The organism is Bacillus timonensis, from assembly GCF_000285535.1.
In the GTDB taxonomy this organism is placed as follows: Bacteria; Bacillota; Bacilli; order Bacillales; family Bacillaceae_L; genus Ferdinandcohnia; species Ferdinandcohnia timonensis.
Genome location: NZ_HE610985.1, coordinates 1016769 through 1038713, shown reverse-complemented (window position 1 = coordinate 1038713; position 21945 = coordinate 1016769). Strand labels below are relative to the sequence as shown.

The following is a 21945-nucleotide window of genomic DNA, read 5'->3' as shown; positions in this document are numbered from 1 at the left end:
TTGACTCGAATAGAGTTTATTGGGCATAAAAAACTCCCCCTTAGGAAAAACAGATTTTGGTTTTTTAATCTGTCTACCTAAGGGGGAGCATATCAGGTAAGAGGGACAGGCTTTTCTTTTTGTGAATAGTAAGGCAGGGGGCTGGATAGCATGTCCGGACTAAATGATAAAAATGCGGAATAAGATTATACCAGTACTCCGGAACTTTTCTCACTCTCATACGTAAATGAAGGTATTAGCAGTTTGAGGAAGGGAGGATGAACAATGGTACGATATATTGCATTTGCACTTCTTATAACTGCCATAGAGGTTGCGGTTCTTTTTTTAGTTTCCCTTTATTTTGATGCAAATTTATTAACTACCATGTTTTACGGCTCATGTTTCTTAATCCTATTCGCATTCCTTATGGGCTCCTCAGGCGACATTTTTACAAAAAACTCAGAACTTGCCGTTTTCAATACACTACTTGGTAGCTACAAACCAAGGCATGAAAAATTCGTACTACGAATTAGTCCATTTCTAACTGGTTCTATCCTTTGTTTAGTTGTGTATGTTGTGATGGAGTATTATATGTAGATACAGACAGAATCTAAGCACCTGTCCATTTGGATGGGTGCTTTTTTACGTTGTACACTTCCTCATTGCAACCTTCAATTTCTAAATGGATAATTTATATAGAAACTTTTAAATCTTTTTTTATTTTCTTTTCGTCTTAGTTTAGTGAGGTGATAAAAATGCCCGAGGATCAGGAACTGATTAAGGAAATCTTGCATGGCAGCCAGGCAGCAATGGAGGTTTTGACGCGGAAGTACTATAAACCAATCTATGCATTTGTCTATCGAAAAGTGGGAAACAAGGAAATGGCATACGATCTGACTCAAGAAGTTTTTATAAAAATGATGCAGCGTGTCAAGTCATATTCAAATAAAGGAAGCTTTAAAAGCTGGCTCTATACAATCGCTGTAAATCATTGTCGCGATTATTGGAGAAGTGCCGACTATAAGCAAACATCTAAACAAACCGAGCTACAAGAAACAATAAAAAGTGAAAACAGCAATATTCCCTTTATTTTTGAACGGAAGGAAACAAGGGAGCAGGTAAAAACTGCGATTAATAGCTTACCAGATATACAGCGGGAAGCTGTCATATTGAAATATTATCATGACATGAAAATCCAAGAGATTGCCGATGTCACGAAAGCAAATGTGTCGACTGTTAAATCAAGGCTCAAGCAGGGCTTAGGCAAACTTGCGGCAGCTTTGGAGAGAGGTGAGGGTTATGAGCAAAAACGAAAAACAAAACGATAGCTTTGATGATGATATCTTTCAACTGGAACCAGAAATAGGAATGTTCTTAGACGAATATGACGTAGAATTTCCAAGTGAAGCTGAAATCATGATGTCGATTGAGGCGATGAGACCTTATGTTCCATCGAAAGAAAAGAAATGGGAAGCATTTGTCGCAGGTGTGTCAACTGTTTTGAGACATTCAACTAGAGAGGTTTTTTATTTTTCTTCATTGTTTTGGGGATTAAATGTATTGTTCTTATTACTGGGGGTGTCGTCAGCTCTTATTTATGAAATAGACCCATATCTGATTATGTTGTATGTGGCACCACTTCCAACAATAATCGGTTTGATTGAAGTGTTTAGAAGCAGCAATACCGAGATGGCTGAATTAGAAATGTCATTTAAGTTTAGCCTACAAGAAATCATATTATCACGAATGGTTGTGGTAGGAACTTTTAATATTGCACTTAATGTCCTCCTAACCATTAGTTTTGCAATACTCCTACCTGAGGTGATGATTGGCAAATTGATACTTTATTGGGCAACGCCGTTTACGATGATTGCAGCCATCATGCTAGTTGTAGCCTCAAGGTTTCGACGGGCATATTCCTTAACGGGTGGACTTATCCTTTGGACTGGAGCTGTAATCGCAATTTCACAACAAGAAGTCATTGAAAGAATCGAAACTATATCGGTATTGGGTTATATTTTGGTAACGATTGCTGCTGCTATTTTTATCATTGTAAAAATGATGAATATATATAAAAGGGGAATTTCTTATGAAATTAACAATTGAGAATGTATCGAAGGTTTTTGATGATAAAAAGGCTTTGGACTCTATTAACTTAGAATTTTCAACAGGTGTATATGGAATCCTTGGGGCGAATGGATCAGGGAAGACGACGCTCATGCGCATTCTTGCAAGTGTTATGAAGCCAAGCTCAGGAAGAGTTTTACTAGATGGCCAGGATATTGCATTTTTAGATTATCGATATCGTGATTTGATTGGGTATTTGCCACAGAATGTTGGATTATATAAAAATTTTACAGCTGAAAAATTTCTATTATATATTGCTACTTTAAAAGGCTTAACAAAGGAAGAGGCAAAGGTAAAGGTTTTGGAAACGTTAGATTTGGTTGGTTTAGCTGATCATGCAAAGAAAAAAGTAGGAAAGTTTTCAGGTGGAATGAAGCGCCGGGTTGGTATTGCACAAGCTTTGTTGAACGACCCGAAAATATTAATCGTGGATGAACCAACAGCGGGGCTTGACCCAAAGGAAAGAATTCGGTTCCGAAACCTATTATCTAAAATCTCAACAAATCGAATTGTTTTGTTATCGACACATATTGTGTCAGATATCGAATTTATTGCCAAGGAAGTTCTGATTTTAAAAGCAGGCAAATTGATTCAGAAACAGTCACCGAAAGATTTACTAAAAGGAATCGAAGATAAGGTGTGGACGGTAACACTTGGGAAAGAGACCGAAATTACGAAATTCCAAAGAACTTATAAGGTAGGCAACATCGCGCGTGTAGGCGACAGCTTTCAGCTTCGAATTTTAAGTGATAATAAACCTCATCAAAATGCTGTACATGAACAGCCGAATCTAGAGGATCTATATCTCTACTACTTTGATGAGGAGGTCGCGTAAAATGGAGCTATTAAAATTTGAGTTGTATAAAATTTTTAAGCAAAAAATGGTATATATTGTGTTTCTTCTATTGATTGTATTCTCAACGGGATTTACCTACTATCACGGGGCTCATGAAGAGAAAGAACTCTATAAACCTTGGGAAGGGACGCTTACAGATGAAAAGCTTGAACTGGCAGCAAAGGAAAATGATGCACTGAATAAAAAAATCGAAAATATGGATGAATTCCAAATGTTGTCCGACCAGGAATGGACTCTGAACGGTATCTACGAAACCATCGCTTGGGGAAAACAGGTTGAAACAAATGCTGAGGAAAAAATTAAGAAGTTTGAAAAACAAGGGAATTATAATTCAGAACTTGGAGTAGCGATGTTTAAAAATGTTGATATGTCCTTCTTTGCATATAATTCAGCGCCAAAAAAAATCATAGATTATGCGAGTATTTTTTCCTTAATGATTACAGGGGGAATGCTTTTAGTTGGGCTTTCTAGCATTTACACACAAGAATATAGCTCTGGAGTAGATAACTATATTTTTAGCTCCAGAAAAGGTAGAGGGGCGCTATTATGGTCAAAAATCGGTGCAGCCTTAATGTACACTGTTGTGGTTGTGATAGGGTGGGAGATATTCAATCTTGCGTGGAATCTTATCCAGTACGGCAATGGTGGCTGGGAATCGTCCATTCAATATTATTTTAAATATTACTTCTCACCATACAGCTTTACGATGCTAGAATTCCATCTGCTACAATTAGGATTTCATTTGCTTGGAGCGTGTAGTTTTGCAGTCATGATTGTGCTAATATCGTCATTATGCAAAAATGCATTGGTTTCTCTTATTATCAACGGAATCATCTTTGCCGCACCATATTTTTTAGTCGAGTTGGCTGCATTGCCAGCATGGGTGGAGGATATTTTCCAATTTTCTTTCCTATACTACATGAATGTAGAAGCATTTTTTGATGATTTTAAAACAATTAATCTCTTTGGCCTTCCTGTTTTATATTCGATTGTCGCAGTCATCGTGATGATTGTTGGTATAATTGCGGTTCCATTACTAACAACGCGAATTGTGAAAAATAAAGAAGTAACATCTTAATGGAATCACCTGCTCTAACGGAGCGGGTGATTTTTTTACTAAAAAGAGAAGCGTTTTGTGGGTACTGGTCGTGGATAAGGCGAATGAAGCTCCGAATTGAACCATAGAGGCTTCGGAAAGTCCTTCATAGTCGTGATGAAGTCCCGACCGTAACCAGAGCGACGCCGGAAAGTCCTTCATTAGAAGGATGAAGCCCCGAACGAATCCAAAACGACTCCGAAAAGTCTTTCATAGGTTCGATGAAGTCCCGGTCCTAACTTAGATAAGGAAAAATAGTCCTTCATTCCAACGGCCACTTTTTGATCAACCCGATTTTTTATTTTATCCCTACAACTCTTTCTCCCTTCACCAATGTATGATACCTAGATTACTGGAAAACCTAATCTCAAATTACTTTTTTAGGAAATGAGGGTTTATTGTGGCAAACGAGAAAAAAATTCCTGAGTCACCAGAGCCATTATGGAGGGTCGATGTTGATATTCCAGAGTTTCCACCACTCGAGGAAGACCTTGAGGTAGATGTTGTTATTGTAGGTGGGGGGATTGCAGGGCTAACCTCAGCATATGTGTTAATCAACGAGGGACTTAAGGTTGCCGTGTTAGAAGCAGATAAAATACTTAATGGCACAACTGGACATACGACTGCAAAGGTGACTGCACAGCACGACCTCATCTATGATGAATTCATTACTAACTTTGGAAGAAACACGGCCAGACTTTATTATGAAGCGAACACGGAAGCTATCAATTTTGTCAAAAAAACAGTGGAAGAGCACCAAATTGAATGTGATTTTAAAGAACAGGACGCGTTTATTTACTCAACGACAGACGAGTATGCACAAAAGCTAGAAAAGGAAGCACAGGCCTATAAAAAAATAGGTATTGATGGTGAACTGGTTCACAAAATTCCTTTTGAAATTGAAGTGAAAAATGCTCTTGTTATGAAAAATCAGGCCCAATTCCATCCTGTAAAATACTTATCACATCTTGTTCAAATCATTATAAAAAAAGGTGGACTTATATTTGAACATACAGTTGCAGTGAATGTTGAACCAGGGGAAAAACCAACTGTTCTTACACGTGAAGATAAACGGGTGACCGGTGGTTTTGTCCTTGCTTGTTCTCATTTCCCATTTTATGAGGGCACTGGTTTCTATTCGGCAAGAATGAAGGCTTCACGCTCCTACGTTGTCGCAGTAAAAGCGAAGGAGAGTTACCCTGGCGGTATGTATTTAAGTGTTGATAAGCCAACACGTTCGTTACGAACTGTATCTACTAATGACGAAGAATACATTATCATTGGAGGCGGCAGCCATCAAACAGGTGAAAGAACTGATACCAAGGAGGACTACAATGCCTTGGGTACTTTTAGTGAAAAGGTATTCGAAATAGAGGATATTGAATACCATTGGTCCGCTCAGGACCTTGAGACATTGGACAAAATCCCATATATCGGAGAACTTACAACTGGAGAGCCCAACATTCTAGTTGCAACCGGTTTTCGAAAATGGGGTATGACAAACAGTACAGCAGCTGCCCTTTTATTTAGAGATATTATCTTAAAACGAAATAACCCGTATCGTGACTTGTATTCACCGGCTCGCTTCTATGCACATCCATCACTTAAAAATTTCTTTGTCAACAATGCGAAAGTGGTAAAACACTTAATCCAAGGAAAATTGGATATGCCTGGGAAAAAAGTGAATGACATTCCAAATGGAGAAGGCTCGGTCATTACAATTAACGGACATCGAAAAGGCGTATACAAAGATGAGAATGGAAAGCTATATATGGTAGACACAACTTGTACGCATGTAGGCTGTGAAGTTCATTGGAATAATGGTGAAAAATCCTGGGATTGCCCTTGTCACGGTTCAAGATTTTCATATACTGGTGAGGTTTTAGAAGGTCCTGCAGAAAAGCCGTTGCAGCAATATGATTTCACCATGTTAGATAACCTCACTTCAGAGGATTCAGGCTATTAATAATCACCATCAAATATGTTTGGTTCATTGCAAAAGCAGGGATTGCTCTCTGCTTTTTATCTTCCTTCACTAAAGTAATCCAGTAAACTGGTATAACCTAGTTGACATCTAGGAATTATGGGATTAAAATGAGATGGAAGTTTTTGATTCAAATGGAAATGAGGGATGGGTATGAGTCAAGCACTGAAAAATGAAAGTTTATCAGCTATATTTGCTGAGTTAGATAATAGTTTAGAAGATATGACAAGCTGGAGAAGATATATGCATCAGCATCCAGAGCTTTCATTTGAAGAAGTACATACAGCCAAATATATCGAGGAGAAATTGGTGAGTTTTGGCTTAGAGGTACAGACACAGATTGGTGGAAATGGGTTAGTTGCTATTTTAAAAGGGAATGAACCGGGGAAAACGATTGCCCTTAGAGCTGATTTTGATGCACTACCAATTGAGGATGAGAAGGATGTACCCTATAAATCTACGAAACCAGGTGTAATGCATGCTTGTGGGCATGATGGTCATACTTCTGCTTTATTAGGCACTGCACGTACACTAAGTAAATACCGTGATAAAATTAAAGGCAAGATTGTGTTTATCTTCCAACCAGCTGAAGAAAAACCACCTGGTGGAGCAAAGTTTATGATTGAGGAAGGCATTCTAGAAGGCGTGGATTATGTGTTTGGTGCCCATCTAGCTTCTGATATCCCACTAGGAAAGGTTGCAGTTGGGGAAGGTTATCAAATGGCTGCGGTTGATAAATTTGAGATTACAATCAAAGGCCGTGGCGGTCATGGTGCAAGACCACATCAAACAGTCGATTCACTTGTAATTGGAAGCAGCGTTGTGGAAGGGCTACAAAAAATCGTCAGCCGAAGCATTGATCCACTGAAAGCAGCTGTTGTTACAATCGGTGTTTTCCATGCGGGAAGTGCTTTTAATGTGATTCCAGATACAGCGAAAATTGAAGGAACAGTCCGTACGTTTGATGAAGACGTTCGTGATCAAGTGGAGGCGGAGATCAACTCCATTGTTAAAGGAATAACAAGTGCCTATCATGCAAACTATGAAATTGATTATTTACGCGGCTATCCAGCTCTATATAATCATAAAGAAGAAACCGATGTAGTGAGGGGACTTTTCTCAGAGGTATTTACCGAACAGAATGTTATAGAGAAGACGCCAACGATGGGTGCTGAGGATTTTGCTTACTACCTAAAGGAAAAACCGGGAACATTTTTTAATGTTGGTTCTCAAAATGAAGATGAAGCGACCCATTATCCACATCATCACCCAAGATTTGATTTTGATGAAAGAGCATTAGTAAATATCTCTAAATCTTTTGTGAAAATCGTATCACATTACTTATTTTAAAACTATTAAACTAAAAATCTTACAATAGAGAGGGAAACATCAGATGAAAAGAAGCTTTCAATTAGTAATAGCTCTATTATTTACAGTATTATTATTCGGCTGTGGTAATCAGGAAGGTGCAGATACTTCTAAGGGTAGTGACGGAAATGACCAAGCAACTCAAGAACCAGTAAAAGGTGGAACGTTGAAGGTCGCTTTTGCATCAGACCCGGATACACTTGACTGGATGTCAACCGGTGCAACGGCAACAAGAGATGTTGGTTGGCATATTTTTGAAAACTTATTTGCGCTAGATAAGGATTATCAAGTAAAACCAATGGTTGCAGAAGACTATAATGTAAGTGATGACCAAAAGGTATATACAATCAAAATTCGTGAGGGTGTAAACTTCCACGACGGTTCAACAGTTGCAGCTGAGGATGTTGTTGCATCATTTGAACGCTGGGGGAAAATTTCTTCTGTAGGGAAGAATGCCTATAACTACATTGAATCTGTGAAGGCACTTGATGAGTTAACAGTAGAGGTCAAATTAAACCAAGTATATAGCTCTTTCATGTCTGATATGGCTGCACCGAAATCAGCGCTAATGGTTATTCCAAAAGAAGTTGCAGAAGCAGCTGGTGAAAAGCCACTGACAACTGATCAGTACATCGGAACGGGTCCTTACCAATTTAAAAATTGGGAACGCGGAAAAGAAATTGTTCTGACTCGTTTTGATGATTATTCTGCACGTGAAGAAGAAGACTGGGGCGGCTTAACAGGCAAAAAAGTCGCATATTTTGATGAAATTAAGTTCCTTATTGTAAAAGATCCACAAGTTATGATAAATGGTCTAAAAACAGAAATTTATGATTATGCGCAATCAATTCCTACTGACTTATATGAGGTAGTAGAGGCAGCTCCAAATATTGATCCAGTAACTTATATTAATGGCTATACTGTTACAACTCCAGATAAATCAGAACCACCATTTAATGACTTGAAAGTACGTCAAGCTTTAAATCTTGTATTAGATAAAAAAGCGATTGCAGAGTCAACCTATGGAAATCCGGACTTTTACGAACTAGATGGTGCCTTATTTGATCCTGAACAAACAGAGCTTTACAGTGATAAAGGTACAGATGATTATTTAGTGTATGACAAAGAGAAAGCAAAACAACTACTAGAAGAGTCTAATTACAATGGAGAACCCGTTAAAATTATGTTCTCAAATGACTCGAATGATTATAAGCGAATCTCACAAATGATGAAACAACAAATGGAAGAAATAGGTTTTGTAGTAGAGCTAGTACCGTATGAATGGGCAACATATCTTGAAAAATGGCAAGACCCCAAAAACTGGGATTTAGTTGTTGTTGGATGGTCTACCCGCTTCTCACCTAATGAACTAGGAATGCTAGTAATGGACACGGCGAGCAGTGGTTGGTACAAAAGTGAGCGTTGGGGCAGTCTTCTAAATAAATGGGGTGTAACAGCATCACCAGATGAAAGAAAAGATATATTAGCAGACATGAACCAAACTGTAAATGACGAACTTCCATTCATAAAAATCGCAAATGAAACAACATTAGATATTAAGAGTGAAAAAATTCCAGTTTACGAGAATTGGGTTGGCCAACGTTTCTGGAATACATGGATGAATCAATAATATAAAAAGTCAAACCGGGAAGTCGTGTCAGGGAATGTTATGACGTGACTTCCTTTTTTTAGATTAGTAAAAGTATGAGTTTGAGGAGGAAATACATTGCTGCAATATACAATACGCAGATTTATCTCGATCATCCCCGTTATGTTCGTAGTGAGTGTAATTGTTTTTCTAATTGTCCACCTTACTCCAGGTAACCCTGCTTATCTCATCCTGGGTGAAGACGTCTCACCAGAAGCAGTTGCACAGCTAGAAGAACAGTTAGGGTTGAATAAACCAATGGCTTTGCAATTTGTGGACTGGATCAAAAATATTTTCATGGGAGATCTTGGTCAGTCTATCTATTCCTCTGAACCGGTTTTAGATGTCATTTTCGATCGGATTGGTCCAACATTTAGTTTAATGATCACTTCCATGACAATTGCTTTACTTATTGCGATTCCGACAGCTATTTTTGTAGTTTGGCGCCGACATACATTCCTTGATCCTTTGTTTACTTCTTTTTCTCTTGTTGGGACATCCATTCCGGAATTTTGGTTTGCGTTGTTACTGGTCTTAGGACTTGGGGTAGCAGTTCCAATTTTTCCGGTTGCAGGATATGTTCCGTTTGCCGAAGGGTTTGTGAACTGGATTTATCATTTACTTTTACCGGCATTTGTTTTAGCAGCGGTTGAAATTGGTCTCATCGCAAGGATGCTTCGCGATGGCATGCTTGAGTCGGTTAATCAGGATTATACGAAAACAGCCCGTGCGAAGGGGGTACGGGAAGGCACTGTATTAATGAAGCATGTCTTCTCCAATGCACTCATTCCAACAACAACGGTTATCGGTGTAACAATTGCAGGTTTACTTGGCGGAACGGTTATTATTGAAACAATTTTCACCATCCCTGGTATTGGTCAACTTTTAATTGATTCGATTTACCGAAGAGATTATCCTGTCATCCAAGGAGTTGTCTTGTTTATTGCCGTGATCTATGTTGTTGTGAACCTACTTATCGATCTTTTGTATGCTTTCTTAGATCCAAGAATTCGCTATGACTGATATTTCAAAAATAAAAAAGGGGATTTTCGTATGTTTAAGAAAAAACGAAATCTGATCGCATTAGGGATACTTGTTTTGCTTACAGTTGGAACAATCACAGCTTCGTGGTGGTTACCCGTTTCTCCCTCCAAAATGGATTCCGCACAGCGGTTATTAGGCCCGTCAGGAAAGCATTGGTTTGGAACGGATCATTTCGGGAGAGATATTTTTGGTCAAACCGTAGTTGCTGCACGAATTTCCTTACTCGTTGGCTTAACTGTAGCACTTATTTCTACCGTATTAGGAACTATTACCGGCTTGGTTGCCGGCTATTATAAAAAAGCTGATTTTCTAATCATGCGTATTATCGATGGGATGCTTGCGTTTCCGTCCTTGTTGTTGGCCCTCGCATTAGTAGCGGCACTTGGGGGAAGTGTGACGAACATTATCATTGCGTTAACCTTCTCGTTTTGGCCAGTAATGACACGGATTGTCCGCTCTGCTGTATTGCAAGTCAATTCGATTCAATACATTGAAGCTGCAAAAACATCAGGAGTGAGTGACCCGGTAATTTTATCTCGCTATGTGTTACCAAATGTCCTGTCACCCATCATTGTGCAAGGAACATTTATTTTTGCGAAGGCCATTTTGGCGGAAGCAGCATTGAGCTTTTTAGGTGTCGGTGTGGAACCTTCCATTCCAACTTGGGGGAATATGCTTCAAGAATCACAAATCTATATATCGATTGCCCCATGGTTCTCCATATTCCCAGGGTTATCCATTGTAATCACTGTACTTGCCTTAAATATGCTTGGTGATGGATTACGAGATGCCTTTGACCCACATGCAAAAGGGATGGGCAGAAAGAAGAAACGACGGACGAACAAACAGATTGAAGCAGCCTAAAGGGAGGATACAGACGATGCTTGAAGTGAAAAACCTAAAAACGCAAATTGATACCGATGCAGGAATAGTCCGAGCAGTGGATGGCGTTTCATTTACAGTGGAAGCTGGACAAACGGTTGCGATTGTTGGGGAATCCGGTAGTGGGAAGAGCGTATTAGCCCATTCCATCATGCAGTTAAACCCAAAACCGCCTGCCTTTTATCCGGAAGGTGAAATTTTATTTGAAGGAAAAAACCTCCTGACGCTTTCGGAAAAAGAACTACGAAAAATTCGTGGTAATGAGATTGCGATGATTTTCCAGGATCCGATGTCTAGTTTAAACCCTGTCTTTAAAATCGGAAATCAACTTGTGGAAGCAATCTTGACACACCAAAAGATGCCTCGTTCGAAAGCGAAGGCTCGTGCAATCGAGTTATTAAAGGATGTTGGAATTCCAGATGCGCAATCGCGAATGAATGATTATCCTCATCAGTTTTCGGGAGGGATGAGGCAACGTGTACTAATCGCGATTGCCCTGGCATGTAATCCAAAATTACTGATTGCGGATGAACCTACAACGGCCTTGGATGTAACCATTCAAGCACAAATATTAGAATTAATGCGAGATATTCAAAAGAAATATGGAACAGCGATTATCATCATAACCCATGATTTAGGGGTCGTTTCACAAATGGCGGATAAGGTGTTAGTCATGTATTCTGGGAGGATTGTGGAAAAAGGCTCTGTAAACGATATTTTCTACCGGTCGTCGATGCCGTATACATGGTCGCTGTTACGCTCCTTGCCTCGTCTAGATGCAACAGCACATGAGCGCCTCGTCAATATTGAAGGACAGCCACCTAACCTAGTGTCTCCGCCTAAGGGATGTAATTTTCATCCGCGTTGTCCATTTGCGACTGAAAAATGTTTAGAAGTTGATCCGGAGTTAACTGCAAGAGGAGAAGAACACTGGGCGGCTTGCATTTTGTCGCAACAAGAATTTGATGAAAAGAAAGAACAGCTTGAGTCTGTGAAAGATGAAAGGAGTGTTCTGATTCATGACTAACCCACTACTTGAATTACGTGATTTAAACATGCATTTTCCTGTTAAGGGAGGCGTGTTCAGTCGGACAAAAAATTATGTTAAGGCAGTAAATGGAGTAAACTTAACGGTAAATAAAGGGGAAACGCTTGGAATTGTTGGTGAATCAGGTTGTGGGAAAAGCACCCTTGCTCGAACAATTCTCGGACTCCTAAAGCCAACGGCTGGTGACATTTTATTCGAGGGAAAAAGCATCCTAAATTATAACCACAAGCAAATGCATCAACTAAGAAGAGATATTCAAATGGTGTTTCAGGATCCTTATACGAGTTTAAACCCTAGAATGAAAGCCGGCGACATTATTGCAGCACCATTAAAAGCATATCGAATGACAGATAATTTGGAACGTCGAGTATTGGAATTGATGGACCTTGTTGGATTAAAGGCAGATGATTACCATAAATTACCGCATCAGTTTTCAGGTGGTCAGCGTCAGCGTATCGGGATTGCCCGCGCGCTAGCACTCAAACCAAAATTGATGGTCCTTGATGAGCCAGTGAGTGCCCTAGATGTATCGGTACAGGCACAGGTTATTAACTTATTGGAAGATTTACAGAAAGAACTCGGGTTAACATATGTCTTTATTGCCCATGATTTATCCGTTATCAAGCATATATCTGATAAAGTGGCAGTTATGTATTTAGGAAAAGTGATGGAAATATCCGATAGTGAATCCTTATACAAGGATGCTCGACATCCTTACACAAATGCATTACTATCAGCTATTCCATTGCCAGATCCGGAAAAAGAAAAAGCACGACAGCGAATCGTGTTACAGGGAGAACTACCTTCTCCTAGCAACCCACCAACAGGCTGTGTCTTCCATACAAGATGCCCTTTCGCCACCGATGCCTGCAAAAAAGACGTACCGGCCTTAGAAGCGACAGACAGTAACAACAGACATCTTGTCTCTTGTTTTTACCCAATGAATGTCGAAAACAAACAACTAATCGCAAATAAATAAGTGGCGGGGGGACATCAGGTTCCCTGACCAATAAATCGTGTAACAGTTGATGAGAAATGGGGGAATTCAAGTGGAATTACAAAAAATCACCTTAATGGATGCTTATATGATTGAAACCCTCCGCAGTAACGGTATTTCTAATCAAGAAATACTTGCTGGGATTAAGGAGGGGAATGTGGATGTGTGGCAGAATTTGCATGAGCATTTCGATTTTAAGGAATTACTGAAACTTGCCGAGCATGATATCGAAGATTTTCAATCAATCCTGTTGGATGGCTACAAGGTAAAATATGTAACATTTAAAGGGTTGCAAAACTTGATCAAATTCCGATTCGGAATAGAGGCGGACAAAGACTATCAACTAACAGAAACAAGTATTGAAAACCTAAAACTTACTGAAGAACAAGCAAACACCCTAAAACAAATGATTTCCCAAAACTGGATTTTCCACTGGGAGGGCGGGATAGGTTCCCTGACCCATAAACAATAAACCTAGATGAATCAGGTATCTCTTATAAAAAGAGGTACCTGATTTTTTTAATGTAAAGAACCATAAGTATTTATGGTGTACATAATTTGGGCGGTTATACGTTGGATTGATGTATATTATATGTCAACTAAATTTAAAATTAAGTTGACATATAACCTGAATTCTCATTATTCTTATCATATCGATAAAAAAGGAGGTAGAAGAATTTGAAGTGGAAGTTATCAACCGTTGATATTAGTTTAGTAGGAATGTTTGTTGCTTTAATGGCCATTGGGGCGAACGTGACTTCAATCGCTCCATTTATGGTAGTTGGTGGAGTACCCATCACTTTGCAAACCTTTTTCGCAATATTGGCTGGTGCGATATTAGGAAGTCGCATTGGCGCAATCAGCATGTTTGTCTATACTTTCGTTGGTTTGGTCGGAGTCCCTGTTTTTGCGAAGTTTGGCGGTGGGTTTACTCACTTATTTAGCCCTACATTTGGTTTTATTATTTCATTTATTTTTACAGCATATGTGACGGGCAAAATCGTCGATAAGAAAAGAACGGTCCATACATATATACTTGCATCACTTATTGGGATGTCCATTAATTATCTTTTCGGAACCAATTGGATGTATTTCTCTTATAAACTTTGGGCTGAAGCCCCAGAAGGATTTTCGTATTCGATGGCTTGGTTATGGATGATTGTCCCATTACCAAAGGACATTTTGCTTTCAATCGGAGCTGCGGTATTTGCACATCGCTTTGAACGGACCGTTGTCAGTCGAGGTCATTTTAAGAGTTTAAGAAGAACGGTTTAAAAGATAGATATGTAGAAAAAATGAGTGGAGGAGATTTAATGAGTAAATGGAAAGCATTAGCACAGCAGGTTATTAATGGTTTTGAACTTAGTAATGAAGAGGCTTTGGAAATTTTAAACTCTCCAGACGAAGAAATATTAGAGGTGCTACACGGTGCCTACATTATTCGTCATCATTATTATGGGAATAAAGTAAAGCTAAATATGATAATTAATACAAAGTCTGGGTTATGTCCTGAGAATTGTGGGTATTGCGCACAATCTAGTATCTCAACAGCACAGATTGAAAAATACAGAATGATAGATAAGGAAGAGATTTTGAAGGGGGCTAAGCAAGCTCATCAATTAAAAGTCGGGACCTATTGTATTGTAGCGAGTGGACGCGGACCTAGTAATAAAGAAGTGGACCATGTCGTCTCGGCTGTAAAGGAAATCAAAGAAAAATATGATTTAAAGGTTTGTGCCTGTCTTGGAATCTTAAAAACCGACCAAGCAAAAAAACTAAAAGAAGCGGGAGTAGACCGCTATAACCATAATATTAATACTTCCGAAAATCATCATGAAAGCATAACAACAACTCATAAATACCAAGATCGGCTCAATACGATAGAAACGATAAAAGAGCAGGGAATCTCACCTTGTTCAGGAGTAATAGTAGGGATGAGAGAATCAAAGCAAGATGTTGTTGACATGGCAAAAAGCTTACGAGTATTAGATACTGATTCCATACCAGTTAACTTCTTACATGCAATTGTTGGAACGCCACTGGAGGGTACAAATGTGTTAAATCCACGATATTGTCTAAAGGTGTTGTGCCTGATGCGTTTTATCAATCCAACAAAGGAAATTCGTATCTCAGGTGGAAGAGAAGTTAACCTAAGAAGTCTTCAGCCACTGGGCCTCTATGCCGCAAACTCCATCTTTGTTGGAGATTATCTCACAACTGCCGGTCAAGAAGGCTCGGCGGATCACAAGATGCTTGAAGACCTCGGGTTTGAAATCGATTATGGAGTTCCAGTAAACAACTAAAGATGAAGATGACATTTCATTTGAGGAGCAATTTACAGCTCCTCATTACCTACAAAAAAATTGTAAACATTTGTCGGTTTAGAAATATCATTTGCTATTTTCTTCAAAAGCTGTTATTCTAAATAAGAATTATCTTTGTTCTTATTCAGATTAAGAAATGAATTTTGTTTTTCGTCTAAGGTATTTGAACTCAGATAGTAACACATTGTGTGGAACACCGCACTAGGAGGCAATTTATTATGGAACAAGGTAAAGTTAAATGGTTTAATGCAGAAAAAGGTTTTGGATTCATCGAGCGTGAAGGTGGAGATGACGTATTCGTACATTTCTCAGCAATCCAAGGCGACGGCTTCAAATCTTTAGACGAAGGTCAAAGTGTAACATTTGATGTAGAACAAGGTCAACGTGGCCCACAAGCATCAAACGTTAGAAAAGCTTAATAACAGCCATTAACAAAAAGAGGTACACCGATTTCGGTGTACCTCTTTTTTGAAAAATGAAACCATAGGGACGGTTCTTGTGGTTCAAAAAAGGAAGTAAACGATGAAAAGAAAATTAATGATTAGTGCTGTCGTTATTTTAATTGTTTTTCTTTTGTTAGGTGGTACATATAAGCTAATGAATACAAGGTCATTCCAATTATTAGGGGGGCTTACACAGCAGGTAGATACGGATCAAAAAGTGGTCGCATTGACATTTGATGATGGCCCAACCGAAAATATCAACGAAATCCTATCGCTTTTGGACAAATATGATGTAAATGCAACATTCTTTTTAATTGGTCAGGATATCGAGAAATACCCAGAGGAAGCAAAAAAAATCGTAGACGCAGGACACCAGGTGGGGAATCATACGTATTCTCATAATCGCATGATTTTTAAATCACCTTCCTTTATAAAAAGTGAAATCGAAAAAACAGACCAGCTAATTCGTGAAGCAGGCTATAAAGGTGAAATCGACTTTCGCCCACCAAACGGAAAAAAACTGATGGGTCTCCCATTCTACCTTAACAAGGTAAACAAAGACACAATCACTTGGAACATTGAGCCTGATAGCTACTATCCAACACCTGTCGAAAAAATAAGGTATGTCAAAGAATCCATTCAGCCAGGATCAATCATCCTGATACATCCCATGTATGAGGATATCGATATAGTAATAGAAGAAATTGAGGGGATTATTAGAGTGCTAGAGGACGAAGGTTACTCGTTTGTAACAGTTAATGAACTCCAGGGGATGTAATTCAACAGTCAACATTCAACGATACTATAGATAAGCCGAAAAATGATAAATGATATACCGAAAAATACATAAATGGAATATCACCAAGCCGAGAAACGATAAATGGTATATCGAAAAAGACATAAATGGTATATGGCCAAGCCGAAAAACGATAAATGGTATATCGAAAAAGACATAAATGGAATATCACAAAGCTGGAGCAAAACTTGCCAAAAAACCTTTTGATGTGTATAAACCAGTAGAAGTGGTACTGGAAGGCGAGTTGTTTAGCGTGTATACCTAAAAAAGAACCATTTCTCATAGGCGATGGTTCTTTTTGCTTTGATTGGAACACGATTATGATAAGCATCAAATACAATAAGAAAAATAAGGAGTGAGGTGTTATTCTGGATACGATTGAAATTAACGGTTTAAGTCATTATACAAAAGATGAATTAACTTCTCTCATTATGACTCACATTGACACTTCACTTATTGGACTTGATGTTGAAGTGAAAAAGGTAGCTATCATTGGAAGTCGACTATACGCTCATTCTTATCCAGAAAGTGATTTAGACATTGTCCTTGAATATAGCGGAGCCGAAAGAGAAGATGATGTTTTCCATCATTTAATGGAAGAGTCCCTTTATATTGACCATATCAAAGTTGATTTTTTACCTTATTGGGATGTATTAGGGGAGGGTATTGGAAACCGTAAGCATGTTGTCCTATTTAACGGCAAATATACAATCTAGCAATTTCCTTGAGGAATGGGAAACAACAAAAGAACTGAAACCTTTTCCCTCTTGAATCGTATATATGTTGTACCGAAAAATGGAGGAGATGTAGTGAAGAAACGTTTTTTAGTCTTTTCATTATTAGGGTTGCTTTTTCTTGGGGCTTGTTCTGTCCTTGAGAATGTTAATAATACTGTAACGTATGTAAATGAAGCAACAGATTATGTCAATGAGGTTAGTACTTTTATAAACGAAGCTCCAACACTTGCAGAACAGGCTGTTGCAGATGAACAGGCTAGGGAGGATCTTGAGACAAAGCTAACTGACATGCAGAAGAACATGGATACATTCAATTTGCTGCAGCCACCAGAAATGGCAGCGGATCTTCATCAGCAAATAGTGGATTATAACCAACAAGCGAAAGAAGGCATTACTCTGTATTTAGATAATATTGAAAATGGACAATTAGATCCAGCTCTTCTTGAAAACAGTGAGCTTTTTCAAACCTTACAAAACGTAACAAATACAATTGATCAAATCAAACAAATAGGCGAATAGAACAAGGCGCATCTCTTTAGTAAAGGTGCGCCTCGTTCTTTTTTTAATACACAAAATAAATCAAAATTGATGTCACAATCCCAATCCACACACTGAGTAGAATGCAATATCCCATAATATGACGGATATGAAGACCCACAATACTTAAGATTGGCAATGCCCAGAATGGTTGGATGAGGTTCGTCCACGCATCTCCCCAGCCGACGGCCATGGCGACAACTGCTGGATCGGCACCGAGTTCGAGTCCTGCAGGAACTTGTAGTGGTCCTTGTAGTGCCCATTGACCTCCACCTGATGGAGCAAGGATATTGACAAGTCCAGCTGTCCAATACGTAAAGACACCAAATGTTTCAGTAGTTGAAACCGAAGTCATCCCATTAATAATTTTATCTGCTAAACCTGAACTTCCAAGTAAAGCAATAATCCCCGCGTAGAATGGAAATTGTAAAATAATCGGGGAGATAGACCCCGCCGCTTCTTTAAAGGCTTTACCGTATTGCCCAAGTGAGCGATGAAAAATTAGACCCAACGATAAAAATAAGATATTAATAAGATTTAAGTTTAAATCTACACTTTTTGAAAACTGTAGCAACACATATATGATTCCAACTAAACCTATTAAAATTCCCAAAATAGGTGTGTTTTCTAAGCGGATGGCAGGTGTGTTAGTATCTTCTTTTGTTTCCGTTTCAATAGTGGACTGTTCTGTTTTTGCCGTATACGGAATGATGTTCTTTTTTGGAGCCATTAGGAGGATGAAAATAGGTATCGTGATGAGTAGTGTAAAGAATATGATTACCGTACCTGGGTGGAAGATAGTTTCTGAAGTTGGAATAACCCCCATTACATCGGCTAGAAAATGATTTTCTGTTGCGATGGTGAGAAGGATTGAACTCGAAAGTCCGGCTGTATAAAGGACAGTTGGCGCATATGCACAAGCAACCAATAGTGGGAAATGGGCGTTTTTATTCCTTTTCCCAACCTCGCGAGCTACGATGGCACCGACTACAACAGCTAGCCCCCAGTTAACGTAATACGCAGCAGCCGAAATGAGGAATGTAAATAAATATGCCTTTGATGCCGTATTAGCTTTTGCAGAAATTACCTCCAACCCTCTTCTTACAAAGGGTACGGAAGCAAGAACCATCCCCGTCATAAGCAAGAGCACCATTTGCATTGTAAAAGCTAAATAAGTCCAAAATCCATCTCCATATGACTGAAACAAGTTCATTGGATCAGCAGGAGTTGTAAAGAAGGCCAAAACAAAAACAAACAAAGTCATCAACACTGCAATAACAAATGCATCTGGCAAATACCGCTGAATCACACGCGAAAACCGTTCTGACACTCTGTTTAACATTTTATCCCCTCCTTTTACTACAAAAGGTATGAGGAAGGAGAATGTATTATAACCATCTGTTGTTTAAGTGGTTGAATCCAAAATGGAACAGTAGTACACCTTGCATTTTTGCTGAAAAACAAAAAATGTATCTGTTGAACTTCCATCCTAAAAAGTTTAATCTGAAAAAGGAAGGGAGTGTTGCTAAATGAGTACATTGATTCCAGAGGTCACGCTTAATGATGGGACATCATTACCATCTATTGGTTTGGGCACATACAAACTAAAAGGTAATACTGGTGCAAACTCAATTATAAGTGCTATTCATCAGGGCTATCGATTAATTGATTCTGCCTACAATTATGAAAATGAAGGAACTGTGGGAGAGGCCGTTCGACGGAGTTCCGTCCCACGACAACATTTACGGATTACCTCCAAATTGCCTGGTCGCTATCATACATATGAAAAAGCCGTAACAACCATTCAGGAATCCTTATACCGATCCAATTTGGACTATTATGATTTGTATCTTATTCATTGGCCAAACCCAAGACAAGATCAATATGTTGAGGCTTGGCAGGCATTGATAGATGCGAAAAAATGGGGCCTCATTCGGTCGATAGGCGTATGTAATTTCTTACCTGAGCATATCGAACGTTTAGAAAAAGAAACGAGTGTCAAACCTAGCATCAATCAAATTGAATTACATCCATATTTTAATCAAGCTGAACAAAGAAAGTGGCATGAAGCTCATCAAATTATCACAGAATCCTGGAGTCCATTAGCCCGAGCAAATGATGTTTTACATAATGAAACATTGAAGAACATTGCCAACCGTCATCACAAGACAGTTTCTCAAGTTATATTACGTTGGCATTTCCAGCTAGGGGCTATTTCGATTCCGAAATCTGCGTCACCTGAACGCCAACTTGAAAATATATCAATTTTTGATTTTTCTTTAGATGATTCAGAAATGAATCAAATCACAACATTAAGTCGCCCTGATGGGAGAATAAATAATCAGGACCCTGCGACATATGAGGAATTTTAAACTATTGTAAAACACAAACATAAGACAAGAAGATGGTTCTAAAAGAAGACACATGAACCTTTACAAAAGAAGGCATTTTGAATGGTGTTAACTTTTCAATATGCCTTCTTTTGTTTCTTGTTCTATCTAAATTTTCAGATATTGACATAAGTTTCCATTACTGCTAATATAATACGAAAGCGGTTTCGTTTTGTGGAATTCTTGTTCATACTGTAGGAATTGCCTTTGCCAAATGCATTAATTGTTTTGATAGTGGTGTGTATGACATCTAGTTTTACAAAGAAGGTATAGTGTTCTTAGGGGGGGAAAGGTTGCGAAAATTTGATCAGCATTTTACGTTTGGAACGGCTACTTCATCCTATCAAGTTGAAGGGGCGGTTACTCAAGATGGTCGGTCACCATCGATATGGGATACATTTGCAGAGACTCCAGGGAAAGTGCTACGAGGTGACACTGGTGCAGTTGCTTGTGACCACTATAATCGTTATAAAGAAGATGTTCAAATAATTAAAAGTCTTGGTGTGGAAAGTTATCGATTTTCGATTGCCTGGCCGAGAATCTTCCCACATGAAGGAATGTACAACGAAGCAGGTATGAAGTTTTATAAAAACCTAATTAATGAGTTAAAAGCAAATGGGATAAAGCCTGTCGTTACTTTATATCACTGGGATTTACCCCAATGGGTTCAAGACCAAGGTGGTTGGGCATCTCGAAAATCACTTAATTGGTTTCGTACCTATGTAAAGAAGGTATTTGAAGAGCTGGATGGTGAAGTGGATTCTTGGATCACACAAAACGAGCCTTGGTGTGCAGCTTTCCTCGGTTATCATCAAGGAGTACATGCACCAGGTCATTCAAATTTGGAAGAGGCTTTAAAAGCAGCTCATCATATTTTAGTTTCACATGGTCAGACTGTTAATCTATTAAAACAAGAATTACAGTCTACTACACCAATTGGGATTACATTAAATTTAAGTCCGGTTTATCCAGCTAGCAATAGTTTTAACGATAAAATTGCGGCTAACAATGCAGATGGCTATTCAAATCGTTGGTTTTTAGATCCCATATTTAAGGGGAAATATCCTTATGACATGGTCAATCTATTTTCCAAATATGTCCATGATTTTTCTTTTGTCCACGATGGAGATATGGAAGTAATATCTACAAAGTGTGACTTCTTTGGTATTAATTATTATAGCCGTACCATTACGGAATTTAATAGTGCAAATGACTTTATGTATAAGCATGCATATTCTGATTATGAGAAAACAGGAATGGGTTGGGACGTGTCACCGTTGGAATTTCAGGACCTAATTCGCCGTTTACGAAAAGAGTATACAGATTTACCAATTATTATTACTGAGAATGGAGCTTCCTACCATGATGAATTATCAGAAAACCCTCGAAATCCATGATACAGAGAGAACAAGCTATATTCGGAAGCATTTACAAGCAATTGCGGAATTGAATGAACAGGGGGTGAACATTTCAGGTTACTATTTATGGTCGTTCATGGATAACTTTGAGTGGGCATTCGGGTATGAGAAACGATTCGGTATTGTGTATGTAGATTTCGAAAGTCAGCAAAGAATGTTAAAGGATAGTGCGAAATTTTACCGTGATACGATACTAGCAAGAGAGGTTTAACCTCATTATTTTTAAATAATCTACTAAACAGAGAAATCTATTATTTTTTCCTTCTTGTGA

Annotated in this window: 23 protein-coding genes; 22 read left to right on the top strand and 1 reads right to left on the bottom strand. The window is 38.7% G+C overall.

Translation table 11 applies throughout. The features are described from left to right. The first annotated feature begins 264 nt into the window (after nt 1-264). The 19 genes from BTHG_RS05430 (at nt 265) to BTHG_RS05340 (ending at nt 17848) form a co-directional block, all read left to right on the top strand. Nucleotides 265-576 carry a hypothetical protein gene (locus BTHG_RS05430; protein ID WP_010283170.1) on the top strand — a complete coding sequence of 104 codons (312 nt, stop codon included), beginning with the start codon at nt 265-267 and terminating at the stop codon, nt 574-576. Nucleotides 577-734: 158 nt separating this feature from the next. After that, complete coding sequence (locus BTHG_RS05425; protein WP_010283168.1) at nt 735-1307, top strand: RNA polymerase sigma factor; 573 nt, start codon at nt 735-737, stop codon at nt 1305-1307. Further along, a complete protein-coding gene (locus BTHG_RS05420) occupies nt 1279-2085 on the top strand; it encodes a hypothetical protein (RefSeq protein WP_010283166.1) in 807 nt (268 codons plus the stop codon). The genes BTHG_RS05425 and BTHG_RS05420 overlap by 29 nt, the downstream gene beginning before the upstream one ends. Then, complete coding sequence (locus BTHG_RS05415; protein WP_010283164.1) at nt 2069-2941, top strand: ABC transporter ATP-binding protein; 873 nt, start codon at nt 2069-2071, stop codon at nt 2939-2941. The genes BTHG_RS05420 and BTHG_RS05415 overlap by 17 nt, the downstream gene beginning before the upstream one ends. A 1-nt stretch (nt 2942) precedes the next feature. Further along, nucleotides 2943-4040, top strand: a complete 1098-nt coding sequence (locus BTHG_RS05410; RefSeq protein WP_010283160.1) for an ABC transporter permease — start codon at nt 2943-2945, stop codon at nt 4038-4040. Nucleotides 4041-4458: 418 nt separating this feature from the next. Continuing rightward, complete coding sequence (locus BTHG_RS05405; protein WP_010283159.1) at nt 4459-6024, top strand: FAD-dependent oxidoreductase; 1566 nt, start codon at nt 4459-4461, stop codon at nt 6022-6024. A 171-nt stretch (nt 6025-6195) separates the two neighbouring features. Then, a complete protein-coding gene (locus BTHG_RS05400) occupies nt 6196-7392 on the top strand; it encodes a M20 metallopeptidase family protein (RefSeq protein WP_010283149.1) in 1197 nt (398 codons plus the stop codon). A gap of 43 nt (nt 7393-7435) precedes the next feature. Beyond that, nucleotides 7436-9040: an ABC transporter substrate-binding protein gene (locus tag BTHG_RS05395; RefSeq protein WP_010283147.1), complete on the top strand. Its 1605-nt coding sequence runs from the start codon at nt 7436-7438 to the stop codon at nt 9038-9040. Nucleotides 9041-9136: 96 nt separating this feature from the next. Further along, nucleotides 9137-10081, top strand: coding sequence for an ABC transporter permease (locus tag BTHG_RS05390; protein WP_010283146.1), 945 nt, complete (start codon nt 9137-9139; stop codon nt 10079-10081). A gap of 30 nt (nt 10082-10111) precedes the next feature. Continuing rightward, nucleotides 10112-10966, top strand: coding sequence for an ABC transporter permease (locus BTHG_RS05385; protein ID WP_010283145.1), 855 nt, complete (start codon nt 10112-10114; stop codon nt 10964-10966). Between the two features lie 16 nt (nt 10967-10982). Continuing rightward, nucleotides 10983-12011 carry an ABC transporter ATP-binding protein gene (locus tag BTHG_RS05380; RefSeq protein ID WP_010283144.1) on the top strand — a complete coding sequence of 343 codons (1029 nt, stop codon included), beginning with the start codon at nt 10983-10985 and terminating at the stop codon, nt 12009-12011. Then, on the top strand, nt 12004-13011 hold the full coding sequence (locus tag BTHG_RS05375; RefSeq protein ID WP_010283143.1) for an ABC transporter ATP-binding protein: 1008 nt from the start codon (nt 12004-12006) through the stop codon (nt 13009-13011). The genes BTHG_RS05380 and BTHG_RS05375 overlap by 8 nt, the downstream gene beginning before the upstream one ends. Before the next feature lie 70 nt (nt 13012-13081). After that, nucleotides 13082-13501, top strand: coding sequence for a hypothetical protein (locus BTHG_RS05370; RefSeq protein ID WP_010283142.1), 420 nt, complete (start codon nt 13082-13084; stop codon nt 13499-13501). A gap of 206 nt (nt 13502-13707) precedes the next feature. Next, a complete protein-coding gene (locus tag BTHG_RS05365; RefSeq protein WP_010283139.1) occupies nt 13708-14304 on the top strand; it encodes a biotin transporter BioY in 597 nt (198 codons plus the stop codon). 38 nt (nt 14305-14342) lie between these two features. Next, entirely contained in the window at nt 14343-15332 is a 990-nt protein-coding gene (bioB, locus tag BTHG_RS05360) for a biotin synthase BioB (protein ID WP_010283137.1), read from the top strand. A gap of 239 nt (nt 15333-15571) precedes the next feature. Beyond that, nucleotides 15572-15772 carry a cold-shock protein gene (locus tag BTHG_RS05355; RefSeq protein WP_010283135.1) on the top strand — a complete coding sequence of 67 codons (201 nt, stop codon included), beginning with the start codon at nt 15572-15574 and terminating at the stop codon, nt 15770-15772. Nucleotides 15773-15875: 103 nt separating this feature from the next. Beyond that, nucleotides 15876-16574, top strand: coding sequence for a polysaccharide deacetylase family protein (locus BTHG_RS05350; protein ID WP_010283133.1), 699 nt, complete (start codon nt 15876-15878; stop codon nt 16572-16574). Nucleotides 16575-17023: 449 nt separating this feature from the next. Next, the gene (locus BTHG_RS05345) at nt 17024-17308 is read left to right on the top strand and encodes a hypothetical protein (protein ID WP_010283131.1); all 285 of its coding nucleotides are present in this window, start codon (nt 17024-17026) and stop codon (nt 17306-17308) included. 93 nt (nt 17309-17401) lie between these two features. Continuing rightward, nucleotides 17402-17848: a DUF6376 family protein gene (locus BTHG_RS05340; RefSeq protein ID WP_026021705.1), complete on the top strand. Its 447-nt coding sequence runs from the start codon at nt 17402-17404 to the stop codon at nt 17846-17848. 43 nt (nt 17849-17891) lie between these two features. On the opposite strand, the gene BTHG_RS05335 is transcribed toward BTHG_RS05340, so the two are convergent. Next, nucleotides 17892-19208 carry a short-chain fatty acid transporter gene (locus tag BTHG_RS05335; RefSeq protein ID WP_010283127.1) on the bottom strand — a complete coding sequence of 439 codons (1317 nt, stop codon included), beginning with the start codon at nt 19206-19208 and terminating at the stop codon, nt 17892-17894. Between the two features lie 187 nt (nt 19209-19395). Here BTHG_RS05335 and BTHG_RS05325 point away from each other — a divergent pair, with 187 nt between their 5' ends. The 3 genes from BTHG_RS05325 to BTHG_RS27790 all read left to right on the top strand — a co-directional run bounded on the left by BTHG_RS05325 (nt 19396) and on the right by BTHG_RS27790 (nt 21885). Next, nucleotides 19396-20238 carry an aldo/keto reductase gene (locus BTHG_RS05325; protein ID WP_010283125.1) on the top strand — a complete coding sequence of 281 codons (843 nt, stop codon included), beginning with the start codon at nt 19396-19398 and terminating at the stop codon, nt 20236-20238. A gap of 311 nt (nt 20239-20549) precedes the next feature. Then, a complete protein-coding gene (locus BTHG_RS24300; RefSeq protein ID WP_010283123.1) occupies nt 20550-21653 on the top strand; it encodes a family 1 glycosylhydrolase in 1104 nt (367 codons plus the stop codon). Continuing rightward, entirely contained in the window at nt 21619-21885 is a 267-nt protein-coding gene (locus BTHG_RS27790; RefSeq protein ID WP_010283121.1) for a family 1 glycosylhydrolase, read from the top strand. The genes BTHG_RS24300 and BTHG_RS27790 overlap by 35 nt, the downstream gene beginning before the upstream one ends. Nucleotides 21886-21945 lie beyond the last annotated feature (60 nt).

Excerpts from the sequence above, each read along its gene's own strand:
- BTHG_RS05430 (WP_010283170.1), top strand. The coding sequence starts at position 265 with ATGGTACGATATATTGCATTTGCACTTCTTATAACTGCCATAGAGGTT.
- BTHG_RS05425 (WP_010283168.1), top strand. The coding sequence starts at position 735 with ATGCCCGAGGATCAGGAACTGATTAAGGAAATCTTGCATGGCAGCCAG.
- BTHG_RS05420 (WP_010283166.1), top strand. The coding sequence starts at position 1,279 with ATGAGCAAAAACGAAAAACAAAACGATAGCTTTGATGATGATATCTTT.
- BTHG_RS05415 (WP_010283164.1), top strand. The coding sequence starts at position 2,069 with ATGAAATTAACAATTGAGAATGTATCGAAGGTTTTTGATGATAAAAAG.
- BTHG_RS05410 (WP_010283160.1), top strand. The coding sequence starts at position 2,943 with ATGGAGCTATTAAAATTTGAGTTGTATAAAATTTTTAAGCAAAAAATG.
- BTHG_RS05400 (WP_010283149.1), top strand. The coding sequence starts at position 6,196 with ATGAGTCAAGCACTGAAAAATGAAAGTTTATCAGCTATATTTGCTGAG.
- BTHG_RS05395 (WP_010283147.1), top strand. The coding sequence starts at position 7,436 with ATGAAAAGAAGCTTTCAATTAGTAATAGCTCTATTATTTACAGTATTA.
- BTHG_RS05385 (WP_010283145.1), top strand. The coding sequence starts at position 10,112 with ATGTTTAAGAAAAAACGAAATCTGATCGCATTAGGGATACTTGTTTTG.
- BTHG_RS05380 (WP_010283144.1), top strand. The coding sequence starts at position 10,983 with ATGCTTGAAGTGAAAAACCTAAAAACGCAAATTGATACCGATGCAGGA.
- BTHG_RS05375 (WP_010283143.1), top strand. The coding sequence starts at position 12,004 with ATGACTAACCCACTACTTGAATTACGTGATTTAAACATGCATTTTCCT.
- bioB (WP_010283137.1), top strand. The coding sequence starts at position 14,343 with ATGAGTAAATGGAAAGCATTAGCACAGCAGGTTATTAATGGTTTTGAA.
- BTHG_RS05355 (WP_010283135.1), top strand. The coding sequence starts at position 15,572 with ATGGAACAAGGTAAAGTTAAATGGTTTAATGCAGAAAAAGGTTTTGGA.
- BTHG_RS05350 (WP_010283133.1), top strand. The coding sequence starts at position 15,876 with ATGAAAAGAAAATTAATGATTAGTGCTGTCGTTATTTTAATTGTTTTT.
- BTHG_RS05345 (WP_010283131.1), top strand. The coding sequence starts at position 17,024 with ATGACTCACATTGACACTTCACTTATTGGACTTGATGTTGAAGTGAAA.
- BTHG_RS05335 (WP_010283127.1), bottom strand. The coding sequence starts at position 19,208 with ATGTTAAACAGAGTGTCAGAACGGTTTTCGCGTGTGATTCAGCGGTAT.
- BTHG_RS05325 (WP_010283125.1), top strand. The coding sequence starts at position 19,396 with ATGAGTACATTGATTCCAGAGGTCACGCTTAATGATGGGACATCATTA.
- BTHG_RS27790 (WP_010283121.1), top strand. The coding sequence starts at position 21,619 with ATGATGAATTATCAGAAAACCCTCGAAATCCATGATACAGAGAGAACA.